This is a genomic window from Pseudomonas sp. NPDC089408 (assembly GCF_044749445.1).
Lineage (GTDB): Bacteria > Pseudomonadota > Gammaproteobacteria > Pseudomonadales > Pseudomonadaceae > Aquipseudomonas.
This window is the reverse complement of record NZ_JBIVHY010000031.1, coordinates 16,737-30,505: the sequence shown is the minus strand read 5'-3', so window position 1 is coordinate 30,505 and position 13,769 is coordinate 16,737. Positions and strand designations below refer to the sequence as shown.

Sequence of the window (13,769 nt, the reverse complement as noted above, 5' to 3'; positions counted from 1 at the left end):
GCCTGGACCTCGCCAAGTACCTGCGTTTCAACAGTGAACGCGATGAACTGGAACGGCGGATCATCGCGTTGCGCAACCAGGCCCTGCAAGCCAGCAACGACCATGACGCCTGGCTCGGGACCGCCGAACCCCAGCATGTCGACAACTACTACAGCCTCGCGGCGGCCCTGGCCTGTTACGACCGCAACGAAATCGCCTCCGCCCGCGGGCTGGAAATTTCATTGGCACTGTTGATTCAACCGATGGGCCAGCCGGCGCCCGGTACCGAAGAACAGGATCAGCGCTTCAAACGCCTCGAACAGTGGCTGGATCAACACGACAGCCCGCTGTACACCGCCCTGGCACCGTTCAACCCGTTCAAGGACAAAGCGGACGCGATCGGCAGCCTGTTCGGCGCCAGCGACAACGTGATCGAAGGCCTGGCCGGCCGCTTCCCGGCCATGGCCGGCATCACCGACCTCACCGCCCAGACGGTCAACACCGTGGTGCTCAAGCGCCTGCGCGGGCAGACAAGGTGGGATGCCAGCCATGGCCTGCGTCAGCAGGTGTTGCTGGCGGCGCGCGAGGGTAATGCCGAGAAAGCGCTCGGATTGCTGACGGCGCGCTACCGGATCACCGGCCAGGCCATCGCGGAGAATCCCTTCAGCGAAGAGGTACAGAAATACCTGAAGAATGGCATGGCGCAGGTTGAGGAGATGAAACAAATCCGCATCTCCGGAAGCCGGACGGTGTCCATCGAGTTGACCACCACTGCGCGCGTGAAACCCAACTTCCTCGGGTTGCTTACCACGGGGGTGGGTGGCGGTTTGAACGCGGGAATGCTGTGGTTCAACGTAATTTCGCTCAAGGCGGCTTACAACAGCCTGCAGCAAAGTGATGCGCCGGAATACACGATGGGTTTTGCTTCGTCGATTTTCGGGGTGATCGGTGCAGCATCGGCGACGCTGGTTAGCGTGCGGGCAACGCAGAAAGCCGTGATGTTGAGGTTGAGTTCGACAGCGCCTGGGATGGCTTTTGGTAATGGAGTTATCAAGTTCTTAAGCAGTAATCTTTACGCGCGTTTAGCTGGATATCCGGCAATTGCGTTTAGTGTTTTTTCTGATGCTTTCAAAGCAATACGTCAGAACGCGAACGGCAATCAAGCAGCTGCCGCGTATACGATAACGGGTGGCTTTACCATGGCTGTCGGATCTGCTGTCGTCCTTGAGGCTGGGCTTGCAGTTGCTGGCGCAACCTCAGTAGTGCCTTTCGCCGGGTGGGCCGCAGCAGCGCTTGTACTCGTAGGGGTCGCAATCATTGCTGGTGGGCTCTACCTACATGCCAAGGCCCACGAATATCTTCACAGCCCTATTGAGCTTTGGGCAGCCCGCAGTATTTTCGGCAATCGCAATAACGATGGCGAGGTCCGATCTGAAATTACCCTGGACTATGAAAAAAAGCTGCCTGTATTCCCTTCGTTACACGCGGAAATTAAAGCTTGGCACAACGAGCACTACGGACCAAAACTAATTTCTGCCGAACAGGCCTTCTCACTAGGCATCAAAAATGTAGACACCCGATGGCACGACAACAATCACTGGGCACCGCCAAACTGGACTGCCATCACGCGAAACGAAGTAACCAAACCTCAGCCAACAGCCGAATTTACAGTGCTGCTGCCTGGTTTCGTATTGGGAGTAAGCGAATGGTCAGGAAGCTTAAGCACGTTTCGTGACGCTCAGGGAATGGATGTATTCCCCATCGCCCCCACTGGCCACCTTGTAGCTGCCGGATTGGTCCTGCACTTCGAAAATACATTATCCAATCATAGCCATGTCTCATTGCATCTAGCCTACAGTGCTAACCAAGGGCTGGACGAAGACAATGAGGCACGGTCAATTTTCCGCCTGGAGCGCTAAACATGTCAACCGTCTGGCTATTCAATACGACATTAAATTCAGGGCATAAACCAGCCATTACAGGGCAACTATTAAATTTGTCAGCAAACACTTTATGCTTGCGAAATCCCTGGGTTACAGACTCAGTCTTCATGGGGAAGCTATATTGCGCAATGATTATGGTATTGATGATTGGCCTTTACCCTTACCTGCTCTCCAGTGAAGCGTGGGGGACTTATACTTTCAATCCTATTTTGATCAGTGGAATAGTTCTTGGCCCTTTCATCTTTCTCCCTTTTCTAATGTATCGAATTTACTTCATAAAGGGCTTATCAAGCTTCTGTCTCAATCGAACATCAAAAAAAATATACTACCAACGTTTGAGTAAAACATTAGTCTTTGACTGGAACAATACCGGCGGAGGCATCTTCAAACGAGCCGAGTTCGGCGGCTCATCATTCAGCACTAGCTACGCCCTCGCCTTCGCCCCACGCCGCGAAGACGGCACTCTGCACCAGAAGGACTGCCTCTGGGTCGACAGCAACGAGCCCACCGAGTCCGGCGTCAAACACGTCGCCGAAGTCTGGGAATACCTCCGCCATTTCATGGACCACGGCCCGGCCAAGCTCCCCCCACCCGGCGAACCCAACTGGTGGCACAAACCCCTGCACGCCATCTGCCTGACCCCGGCCGAAGCCTGGCGCCACTACGCCCCCTGGCGCACCGGCGAACCGGGTGAAATGCAGGGCAAGAAGAACTGGCAATTGCCGTTCTGGGCCGTGCTGTTCCCGTACAACCTCACACTTGCCATCTGCTGGTATGGCGTCTGCCGGTTATTTAACGTCCGCCCAGCCTCGCCACCGCCTGCAGCCTTTGAAGTAGCAGCTGTTCAACCAAGCAAAAGGAAGCGCAAATGAAACCCATCGTTCTTGTAGGCCATCGTCATCGCTGCCCGATCCATGGAGAGGGCACCGTTGAAACCGGTGCGAGCGCAACATTCGTGGATGGCAGGGCCGTTGCGCGTGTAGGTGACCGCATCAGTTGCGGCGCCGTCATCGAAACAGGCGCCGCCGGCACAATCATCGAGGGCCAAGCCGCAGCACGGGAGGGAGACACCACCAGCCACGGAGGCATACTGATTGAAGGCGAGCCTGGCTGGCTTGTTGATTAACAACCCATCTCAGCCACGCGGCGAAAGACAGTTAAACGCAAACTTACAAACGAGAAGAAGCCCTTTATTTCAAGTTTTGTCCGCTAGCGATTCGGGGCGTATCGCGGCCCGAATCGCGAACCGGTTCTCACAAGCACGACGCCCAATAAAGCTTACTGCAATCAATAAAACAAACAACGTAGGAGTTTTCCTACGCAAACAACTTAAATCCAAACAATTGACACACGACCAACCCATCGAGATAAACCCATAAAAATCTATCAAATTATTTCTCCACTTGCTTTACCTCGCTGTGAGCGCTAACACTAACCTCATCAAGCAATGGAGAAAACCCCATGTCCCGCCTAGCCGAATATCGCGCCCTCGAATGGCTGCTCGCCAGCAAAAAGACCGAACTCCATTTCATTAAAATCGACCCCCGCCTGAAACGCGAACTCGAATTTGAAAGCAAACTCCACGACTTGCTTGCCGAATACCAACTCAGCCGCTGGTATGTATTGAGTATGCTCGACCACGAAATCAAGACCGCGCTCGACGCTATCGACCAGCAGCAACGCCCGCTCGCTGCGCCCACTCGTTATAGAACGCGACAAAGCAAATACTATAAAAACCCGCACACCGGTGAAGTCGTAGAAGCCAAAAGCACGCTGCACAAAACCGTACGCGCCTGGATTGGGCAATACGGCCGCACCGAGGTCGAAAGCTGGGCAACGGCGTGGTCTGTCTATGCCAGCAAGCCCGACCTGTAGACAGCCGATACCTTGTGCAGAACAACGCCCGCCTGTGCTTCCCTTACCATCACCCAGCAACCAGGCTCATTGCCTTCTACCCTTGATAGACGTGAACCCCCGCCGCGCCCACAGACCACCGCAACCGTTCGATAACCGAACAGTAGCCCGTCTCTTGAATTGACGCTGCCGCCTTCACTGCTCACCATGCACCGGCCTTGCGTGCCCCCTGCCTGGGACCCGGCCACGCACCGTAGCACCGCAGCTGAATACAATTTCAAGAAACGAGCAGTTTATGAACCACTCCAAGATCACCCCCGCCGCTACCCGGATGCCTCAGGGTTCGATCGGCGACAAGCTTCGCGGCGCCTTTGGCGTCGGCAAGACCCGTTGGGGCATGCTGGCCCTGGTGTTCTTTGCCACCACCCTGAACTACATCGACCGCGCCGCCCTTGGCATCATGCAACCCGTGCTGGCCAAGGAAATGAGCTGGACGGCGATGGACTACGCCAATATCAACTTCTGGTTCCAGGTCGGCTATGCAATCGGCTTCCTGCTGCAAGGCAGGCTGATCGACAAGGTCGGGGTCAAACGCGCGTTCTTCTTCGCCGTACTGTTGTGGAGCCTGGCCACCGGTGCCCATGGCCTGGCCACCTCGGCCGCCGGTTTCATGGTCTGCCGCTTCATCCTCGGCCTGACCGAGGCCGCCAACTACCCGGCGTGCGTGAAGACCGTGCGCCTGTGGTTCCCGGCCGGCGAGCGGGCAATTGCCACCGGGCTGTTCAATGCCGGTACCAACGTCGGCGCCATGGTCACCCCGGCGTTGTTGCCGCTGATTCTGGCGGTATGGGGCTGGCAGGCCGCGTTCATTGCCATGGGCAGCCTGGGCCTGGTGTGGGTGGTGCTGTGGCTGCTGAAGTACTACAACCCTGAAGACCACCCCAGCGTGCGCCAGAGCGAGGTGCAGTACATCCAGCAGGATGACGAGCCCGAGCCAACCCGTGTGCCGTTCAGCCGCATCCTGCGTTTGCGTGGCACCTGGGCGTTTGCGGTGGCCTATGCGATTACCGCGCCGGTGTTCTGGTTCTACCTGTACTGGCTGCCGCCGTTCCTCAACCAGCAATACAGCCTGGGCATCAACGTGACCCAGATGGGTATCCCGCTGATCATCATCTGGCTGACGGCGGACTTTGGCAGCATCGGTGGCGGCATCCTGTCGTCGTGGCTGATAGGCCGTGGCGTGCGCGCCACGACAGCGCGGCTGGTGTCGATGCTGATTTTCGCCTGCACCATGGTCAGCGTGGTCTTTGCCGCCAACGCCAGTGGCCTGTGGGTCGCGGTGGCAGCCATCTCGCTGGCGGTGGGTGCGCACCAGGCGTGGACGGCGAATATCTGGAGCCTGGTGATGGACTACACGCCCAAGCACCTGGTGAGCACGGTGTTCGGCTTCGGCAGCATGTGTGCGGCGATTGGCGGGATGTTCATGACGCAGATTGTCGGCAGTGTGCTGACCGCGACCAACAACAACTATGCCGTGCTGTTCACCATGATCCCGGCAATGTATTTCCTTGCGCTGGTATGGATGTACTTCATGGCACCGCGCAAGGTTGAAAGCGCCTGAGGGCGCTAGCCAGTTAACCTCTACGGGGCCCTTGCGGGCCCTTTTTTTGGGCTGTAGATCAATGCAGCAACACAGCACACTGTAGGAGCGGCCTTGCGTCGCGATGGGCTGCGAAGCAGCCCCGGCAATTTGTGCACCTGTGCGGAAACCTTGGGGCTGCGTCGCAGCCCATCGCGACGCAAGGCCTCACCTACAAGGGCCAGTGCCGGTCAGGAGAGATATGCAAGCCAGTTCCCACCGTACTGCGTGCGAATCAAGTACTAGCGTCAGACCACTGCCAGCACTGCCTTGGCCTTGTCCAGCGCCATCCGCGCACGCTGCTCGCCACTGATGCCCTGCTCCAGCAGCTGCCGCGTGGGGATTTCCAGGCTCAGCGGGACGGTTGCCGGCAACGCGCGCAGCAGGCCGACCAGGTCGCCATCGCCTTCGCCGGGGAAGCGCCGCTCGTTGCGTGCCTGACGCAGGATTTCGTCCATGTCAGCCGGCACCGGGCCGGCAACGTCACACAGCTGGGCATAGCGCATACGCTCGGGCGCCAATTGCGCCAGGTCGCTCAGCGAAGAGCGAGAGCGATTGAAGTGGAAAGCGTCCACCAGCACGCAGCCATTGCTGCAGTCGGAATTGGCCACCACGCGCATGGCCTGACGCAGGTCGCGTACATCGGTCCACGGCATGAACTCCAGGTGCGGGTGAATGCCATACCCCGCGGCCAGCTCGCACAAGGCAGCAAAACGTTCGGTCAGGCGCGCTTCATCCGGGTCATTGCCAGCCACCAGCAGTTCAGTACCGCCCAGCTCAGCGCCCACCGCCAGTATCGGCTCAAAATCCGCGACAGAGGTTTCCGGCTTCAGGCGCAGGATTTCCAGGTCGAGCACCTTGATACCGGTATCGCGCAAACGCGCCTGGGTTTGCCTGCGCAGGCCGGCATCGGCCACCAGCGGGAAGTGCTGCTCTTGCTCGGTAGCCGGCACCAGGCGCAGGCCTACGTGGCTGTAACCAGCACGGGCGGCTACCTCGACCATGTCCGGCGGGGAAAGCTCAAGCACCGTCAGGGCCGCGAGGGAGAAAATTCGATCAGTCATTGTTATTCACCAGGAAAAGAAGAGGTCGTACTAGGCAATGTGCTCGGGCGCGCAGGTGCGGCCGCTTTCGGCGGCCTGGCGAATCGCTTCGATCAGCGCCAGGGTGCGGCCGCCGTCGGCAGCATCGATCAGCGGCGCCTGCTCACCACGGGCAACCCGTACAAAGTGCTGCAACTGCAAGGTCAGTGCCTCGCCGGCGGGGATGCTTTCTTCGTGCTGCAACAGTGGCGTGTGCCAGCCCGAGCCGGCCTCGGCGTAGTGCCAGCACTTGAGCTGTGGAATGCTCAAGGCCCCCTGTGTACCGGCCAGCAGGTAACACGGCTGGCCATCCTGACGCGGGTAGATCGGGCTTTCACCGGAGTCGAGTTCCCAGCTCCAGGGTGCAGCCACCGCGTCGGAGCCGGTCAGGCTACCCAGCGCGCCATTGGCGAACTGCAGCAGCACGGCGGCACTGTCTTCGTTGGCAAAACCGCGCACGTCGTTGCGGGTGAAGGCCTGCACCTGTACCACTTCACCGCACAGGTGGCGCAGCAGGTCAAGGTCGTGGATCAGGTTGGTCAGCAAGAAGCCGGCCCCCGGCTCACGGCGCCAGGGGGTTTCGAAATAGCTGTCGGGCTTTTGCAACTGCCACAGTGCAGTGACATTGATCAGGCGGCCCAGCTTGCCCTCGCTGATCACCTGGTGCGCCTTGGCGATCAGTGGGTTGTGCCGGCGATGGTGGCCGACCAGTACCGGCACATTGTGCCGGCGTGAGGCTTCCACCAGTGCACGAACTTCATCCAGGTGTACGCCCACCGGCTTTTCGACCAGTACCGGCACACCGGCCGCGACACAATCCAGCGCGGTGGCCACATGCTGGTTGTTCGGGTTGGCGATTATGACGGCCTCTGGACGTACGCGCTCGAGCATGTGCCGGTGGTCGGCAAAACAGGGCACGCCGCACTCGCCCGCGAAGGCCTCGGCCTGTGGGCCTGGGTCGGCCACGGCGCACAGCTGAGCCTGGGGTACATTGCGCAAGTGCTGGTAGTGCTGGCGGCCCATGATGCCAGCGCCGATCAAGGCGATACGAAGGGGTGCGTTCAACAGCCTGTCCTCTTGTCATTGTTGTGATGCGAATTCTGAAACCTGGTTCCACAATCAGCATTCAACAATGTAGAACCACGTTCAGGTTTTCAGAAGACGCGGCGCAACAGACTGTGCGGTAATCGACCGGAATATCCCTTCAGGCAAACAGTTCGCTGGCCCGGCTGGCGGCCGACAGCTCCTCTGCAGCCGCCAGCAATAGCGGCGCCAGCTCTGCGAGGCGGCTTTGCGCCAGGCGTGCGCTCGGCCCGGCGATGCTCAGCACACCGATAACCTCGTCACTTTGCGGGCGGCGTACCACCGCTGCCAGGGCCGAGGTGCCGATGGCCGACGTTTCCTCGACCCAGGCATAACCGCGCTCGCGGGCGCGGTGCAGGTAGCCGATCAGTTCATCAGTGGAGCGTGGCGCGTTCGGGCCGAACTGGGTGGGGTCGGCGATGCCTTGGCGCAACACCATCTGCAGCGCCTGTTCATCGTCCAGGCTGGCCAGCCAGGCATGCCCGGACGCGGTGTAGAACAAGGGTGCGTCGCGGCCCATGTCGGGGTCGTAACGCAGCCCGGAGCGCGCGCCCTGGGACTTGGCGATCCAGGTCTGCCGGGCCCCATCGATCACGCCAAGGCGCACCAGTTCACCGCTGTCCTGGGCCAGGCGGTCGAGAATCGGCTGGATGATGTCGGCGCCGCTGCTGGCCAGGTAACGAAAGCCCAGCGCCACCAGCTTGGCCGACAGCTGGTAGCGGCTGTTGTCACGGTTCTGCCGCACGTACCCGAGCCGCACCAGTTCGGTGAGCATGCGATGGGCCGCACTTTTAGGGATGTCCAGGCGCTCGGCCAGGGTTTGCAAGGGCAGGCCCTGAGGCTCACCGGTAAGGCTTTCTACAAGACTGAAGGCGCGTTCGATCTGACTACCAGCCATGATACAGGTCCCTGATATTTTTTGCGGATTCTAGAAGATGATTCCACATTGCCGATAGCATCCGTACCCAGGCCCCGGTGAAATGTCCGATTATCGCCCGCTACTTGGCCGGCTCGCCTGCCCCTCCCTTGCAGATCGATTCCGCGCCGATAAGAATGTGGAACCTTGTTCCAATAACAATACAGGATTGCGCAATGCCTTCTGCTCCCTTCGAAACCGAATGCGATGTACTGGTCATAGGCTCTGGCGCTGCCGGGCTGGCTGCGGCCGTAACGGCTGCCTGGCATGGGCAGAAGGTGATCGTGGTGGAGAAGGAGCCGGTATTCGGCGGCGCCACGGCCTGGTCCGGTGGCTGGGCCTGGGTACCGCGCAACCCGCTGGCGCGCCGGGCCGGCATCGAGGAAAGCATCGAGCAACCGCGTACCTATCTGCGCAACGAACTGGGGGCAAATTACGACGCCGAGCGCGTTGATGCCTTCCTTGAAGCCTGCCCGCACATGGTGGCGTTTTTCGAGCAGCATACGGCGCTGCAGTTTGCCGATGGCAATGGCATCCCGGACATGCATGGCGATACCCCGGGTGCAGCCCAGGGCGGGCACCAGGTGATTGCCGCCCCCTATGACGCCCGCGAGGTGGGTGCACTGCTGCCACGCTTGCGCAAGACCCTGCGCGAAACCTCGTTCATGGGCATGCCGATCATGGCTGGGGCCGACCTTGCCGCGTTCCTCAACATGACCCGCTCGCCCAAAGCCTTGCTGCACGTGTGCAAGCGCTTCGGTCGCCACCTGTACCACCTGGCCCGCCATGGCCGGGCGATGCACTTGGTCAACGGCGTGGCGCTGGTGGCGCGGCTGGCCAAGTCGGCACAAGACTTGGGCGTGCAGTTGCAGGCGTCGGCGCCCGCCAAGCGTTTGCTGGTCGAGGACGGCCAGGTGCGCGGGGCGCTGGTGGCGACGCCACAGGGCGAGCAACGCATCCGGGCCAAGGCCGTGGTGCTGGCCGCAGGCGGGTTCCCCAACGACACGGCCCGGCGCCGGCAACTGTTCCCGCGCGATGCCAGCGGCCACGACAACCTTGCCCTGCCCCCCAAGGGCTGCTCGGGCGATGGCCTGCGCCTGGGTGAGTCGGCCGGTGGCGTGGTGGCTACCGACCTCAAGTCCCCGGTGGCCTGGGCGCCGGTTTCGCAAGTGCCGCACCGCGATGGCAGTGTCGGCCACTTCCCGCACATCATCGAGCGCGGCAAGCCGGGCATTATCGGCGTGCTGGCCAACGGCAAGCGCTTCGTCAATGAAGCGCATGGTTACTACGATTATGTCTCGGCCATGGTCGCAGCTGTGCCGCCGGACGAGGAAGTGTGTTCATGGCTGGTCTGCGACCATCGCTTTTTGCGCCGCTATGGCCTGGGCCATGCCCGCCCGGCGCCACTGCCGGTGTGGCCGCATGTGCGCAGTGGCTACCTGAAGCGAGGCGGCACGCTGGAAGCGTTGGCTATTGCCTGTGGCATCGACCCGGACGGGTTACGGGCCACGGTTGGCGAGTTCAACAGCCATGCGCGCAATGGCGAGGACCCGGCATTTGGCCGCGGTTCCACACCGTTCAACCGCAAGCAGGGCGACCCGCAGCACAAAGGCCCCAACCCTTGCGTGGCGCCGATCGAGCATGGGCCGTTCTATGCGGTAAAGGTGAAACCGGGTTGCTTTGGCACCTTTGCCGGGTTGCGCACCGACGGCAATGCACGGGTGCTGGATGAAGCTGGGCAGCCGATTGCCGGGCTGTATGCGGCGGGTACCGACATGGCCAGCGTGTTTGGTGGGTGGTACCCGTCAGGTGGTATCAACCTGGGGCCGGCGTTGACGTTTGGTTATGTGGCTGGGCGGCATATTGCTGGGGTTCGGGGGTATGAGGAGTGATAGGTAATGCCCACCGGAAGGTTTTCAGCGCCTGTGAGATCGAGCGCCGCCCGCGCGGCGCTTCGCGGGGCAAGCCCGCTCCCACATCTGTTTCGGGCCAATTACTCCTGTGCCATTTTCGCGCGCTCCCCTTGGCGCACGGCTCGATATCGAATCATACAAACAAGGCGGACAGAGGTGGCCTCACAGGAGGGACTGGCCCGAAACAGATGTGGGAGCGGGCTTGTCCCGCGAAGCGCCGCGCGGGCGGCGCTCGATCTCACTGGCGCTGCAACTGCCTCGGCGAACACAAGGCAGCCCTCATGCAACCTATCGTTGTACCGCCTGAAAATCCTCAACTGCCTGGGCAAAGCGTGATGCTCAGGCCGGGCAGCGCATCTGCGCCAGCCAGTAGTTCACATCCACCTCGTCGAGCTGCTCGGCACGCAGGAAGCGCTCGGCATATTGGCGGTACACGCCGCTGCTGAGAAACAGCTGCAGCAGCTGGCCGTCGAGGTGCCCGTCGCGGGCCATGAACACCAGGATCTTCACCGACTCGGACAACGTCTTCGGCGGTTTGTAAGGCCGGTCGGCCGCCGTCAGCGCCTCGAAGATGTCGGCAATCGCCATCACCCGCTCGGCAATGCCCAGCTGCTGTCCGCCCAGGCGGCGCGGGTAGCCGCTGCCGTCCATCTTCTCGTGATGGTTGCCGGCAATGTCGGGCACCCGCTTGAGCTGGCGCGGGAACGGTAGCGCGCTGAGCATGATGATGGTCTGCACGATGTGTTCGTTGATCTTGAAGCGCTCTTCGTCGTTCAAGGTGCCACGGCGGATTGCCAGGTTATACAGCTCGCCATGGTTGCTGGCGTGGGCTGGCAGGCGCATGTCGAAGCCCCAGGTGTTGCGCGGGTCGCCCTTGACCACCGGCGGCGTGCGTGTACCCCACGGCACACGGTGTTCCGGGCGGTCGGACAGCAGCGGTTCGTCTACCGGCAGCGCGGGTGGCGGCACACCGGCAAAGCGTTCGGCTTCGTCACGGGAGATGCCCAGGCGGTTGTCGAAGTGGCGTTGCCAGTGGCGCTGGCCGATCTGTTGCAGGCGCTGGATATCAGCGTCCTGCATGAATTCACCGCCAATGTTGGCCTGGGCAACGAAGGCGAAGTCGTCCTGCAGTTCGGCCTGGCGACGGACCAGGGCAGCTTTCAGCGCCGGCGGCTCGGCACCGTCGGCCAGGCCTTGCCAATACGCCAGCTCGGCATCGCGCCACAGCACTTCGAAGCGCATGCGCACTTCGTGAATGCGGTTGTACAGGGTTTCCAGCTTGGTCGCCTTGTCCACCACGTATTCGGGGCTGGTGACCTTGCCACAATCATGCAGCCAGGCCGCCACGCGGAATTCGTAACGCTCGGTCTCGCTCATGCTAAAGCTGGCATAGGGCCCACTGTCGGCCGCCACCGCCTGGTCCAGCAGCATCTGCGCCAGCTGCGGCACCCGTTCACAGTGGCCACCGGTATACGGGCTCTTGGCGTCGATAGCATCGGCCAGCAGCTTGATCATGGCGTCCAGCAGGCGTTGCTGGGCTTCGACCAGTTGACGGGTTTCGATGGCCACCGCAGCCACACCCGACAGCTCCTCGACAAAACGCCTGAACGGTTCACCGGCCTGCTCTTCAGCCAACTGCAGCACGAGGATGCCCAACAACGCCTGGCTGCGGTCATTCAGCACCACCGCCAGGCTCTGGTCGTGCAGGCCCAGGGCCTGGGTCACTGCGGCGGCAAGCTGGTGCCGGGCGCCTTCGTCCACCGCCAACTCGCCGGGGTACTGCTCCCCCCGGCAGGAAGCGGCAAGACGCAGCAAGGCGTGTTCGGCATCGTACAGGTAGACGACACCGGCATTGAGCCCGGCAGCCTCGACCAGGTGTGTCAGCACACCCTCGAGCATGCGTTCCAGGTCACGCTCGCGGCTAAGCGTGAGGGTAATGGCCTGGAAACTGCGGATGGTGCCGGACATGCGGCTCAGCACACGGTTCAGTTCGCGCACTTCGGAAACCTGCGAGCCCACCCCCACCTGGCGGCTGAAATCGAAGGCGGCCAGGCCTTGCACCTGCTCGGCCAGCAGGCGCAGCGGGCGGCCAATGCGCCGGCCCAGCACACCGCCGAGTACCAGCAGCACAGCCATCAGCGCGCCGGTCCAGAGCAACTGTTCGACCAGCACCTTGCGCGCACCGGCCAGCAACTCGTGGGCCGGCACCGCAATCAGCACGTGCAGGTCCTGCCCGGCCAGGGTGGTCAGTTGCACGCGCATGCCGAACCAGGTGCGACCGTCCACCTGATAAGGCTGCGGCCGGGTGCCTTGCGGCGGCTCGGCAAACAGCTGCTGCAGGCTGGCAATGCCCAGCTCGCCAACCCGCGACAGGCGCACCGCCTGCCCTTCATGCAGGATGACGCGTTGCAGCTCCGGGTAGGCCACCACACTGCCTTGGGCATCGATCACGGCAATCTCGGTGCCAGGGGTGATGCGCAAGTCCTGGGTTTCGCTGGCCAGGTCGTTGACCGAAACGTCCATGCCGATCACGGTCCCGCCATCGACACTGCGCTGGGCCATGGTCAGGCCGATTTCACGGGTGGTGAAGAACACATACGGGTGGGTCAGCACGGTAGTGGCGTGTGCCGAGGCGTCGGTGAACCACGGGCGCTGGCGCGGGTCGTAGCGGTACTCGGGCCTGGCCTGGGCTTGCAGCAGGTTCAGGGCCTGGTCGTAAAAGCGCCACTCGCCTTGCAGCGCTCCGCCCTCACGGCTGACGCTCTGCACCAGGAATGCCGTACCCGCTGGAGCGCCGAAGCGCTGCAACAATTGCTGCTCACGCAGCCGACGTATCAGCAGGAATTCGCCGTTGGGGTAGCCCAGGTAGGCGGCGCTGAGCATGCGGTTGGCGTCAAGCGTTTCGACCAGTTGTGGCAAGCGCTCCAGGCGCTGCGCCAGGGTGTGTGCGGTCGGGTTGTAGGCCAGCAGGCGGATGCTGCTCTGCGCCGGGTCGATCAGCCGCCGGGCGCGTTCGTCGAGGGTCTTGCCAACCTGCTGGGCGGAATCGCCAGCGGCGGCGATCAAGGTCTGGCGCAGGCCGCGATAGCCTTGCCAGGCAAGGGCGGCGCCGAGCAGCAGCATGCCCAACATGATGGCCAGCGCCACCAGCCACTGTAGGGAAATGCCCCGCCCGGCGTTGCCAGAGGCACGACCATTCGACACGTAGCCCATCCCAGGTACTCCATGCATGGCACATTGCCTTGGCTGATGTCCGCAGCAGTGTAGAGGGATGGCGGGGGTTCTGCCGGGGTGGGTGGGGAAATTTATACAGAGTTGGGGGCTGGAAGGTGCTTGCCGGTAGATTTGTAGCGCCTGTGA

10 protein-coding genes are annotated in these 13,769 nt (G+C 61.8%); 6 read left to right on the top strand and 4 right to left on the bottom strand.

The window, feature by feature from the left end; genetic code table 11:
• From ACIP02_RS27110 to ACIP02_RS27090, 5 genes are all read left to right on the top strand, one after another.
• The coding region (locus ACIP02_RS27110; RefSeq protein ID WP_400622861.1) for a T6SS effector BTH_I2691 family protein at positions 1–1,898 on the top strand (1,898 nt) is incomplete at its 5' end.
• A 2-nt stretch (positions 1,899–1,900) separates the two neighbouring features.
• Positions 1,901–2,794, top strand: a complete 894-nt coding sequence (locus ACIP02_RS27105; protein ID WP_400622859.1) for a DUF6708 domain-containing protein — start codon at positions 1,901–1,903, stop codon at positions 2,792–2,794.
• Positions 2,791–3,048: a PAAR domain-containing protein gene (locus ACIP02_RS27100; protein WP_400622857.1), complete on the top strand. Its 258-nt coding sequence runs from the start codon at positions 2,791–2,793 to the stop codon at positions 3,046–3,048. Before ACIP02_RS27105 ends, ACIP02_RS27100 begins: the two co-directional genes overlap by 4 nt.
• Positions 3,049–3,383: 335 nt before the next feature.
• Entirely contained in the window at positions 3,384–3,797 is a 414-nt protein-coding gene (locus ACIP02_RS27095) for a histone-like nucleoid-structuring protein, MvaT/MvaU family (RefSeq protein ID WP_400622855.1), read from the top strand.
• Between the two features lie 274 nt (positions 3,798–4,071).
• Positions 4,072–5,397, top strand: a complete 1,326-nt coding sequence (locus tag ACIP02_RS27090; protein ID WP_400622853.1) for an MFS transporter — start codon at positions 4,072–4,074, stop codon at positions 5,395–5,397.
• Positions 5,398–5,663: 266 nt separating this feature from the next.
• Here the strand turns inward: ACIP02_RS27090 and ACIP02_RS27085 are convergent, their stop codons facing one another.
• The 3 genes from ACIP02_RS27085 to ACIP02_RS27075 form a co-directional block, all read right to left on the bottom strand.
• A complete protein-coding gene (locus ACIP02_RS27085) occupies positions 5,664–6,479 on the bottom strand; it encodes a sugar phosphate isomerase/epimerase family protein (protein ID WP_400622851.1) in 816 nt (271 codons plus the stop codon).
• Between the two features lie 30 nt (positions 6,480–6,509).
• Positions 6,510–7,562: a Gfo/Idh/MocA family protein gene (locus tag ACIP02_RS27080; RefSeq protein WP_400622849.1), complete on the bottom strand. Its 1,053-nt coding sequence runs from the start codon at positions 7,560–7,562 to the stop codon at positions 6,510–6,512.
• A 139-nt stretch (positions 7,563–7,701) separates the two neighbouring features.
• The gene (locus ACIP02_RS27075; RefSeq protein WP_400622847.1) at positions 7,702–8,478 is read right to left on the bottom strand and encodes an IclR family transcriptional regulator; all 777 of its coding nucleotides are present in this window, start codon (positions 8,476–8,478) and stop codon (positions 7,702–7,704) included.
• Between the two features lie 194 nt (positions 8,479–8,672).
• Between ACIP02_RS27075 and ACIP02_RS27070 the strand changes: the two genes are divergently transcribed.
• Entirely contained in the window at positions 8,673–10,388 is a 1,716-nt protein-coding gene (locus ACIP02_RS27070) for an FAD-dependent oxidoreductase (protein ID WP_400622845.1), read from the top strand.
• 360 nt (positions 10,389–10,748) lie between these two features.
• On the opposite strand, the gene ACIP02_RS27065 is transcribed toward ACIP02_RS27070, so the two are convergent.
• Positions 10,749–13,622, bottom strand: a complete 2,874-nt coding sequence (locus ACIP02_RS27065) for an HD domain-containing phosphohydrolase (RefSeq protein ID WP_400622863.1) — start codon at positions 13,620–13,622, stop codon at positions 10,749–10,751.
• Between the last annotated feature and the right edge of the window lie 147 nt (positions 13,623–13,769).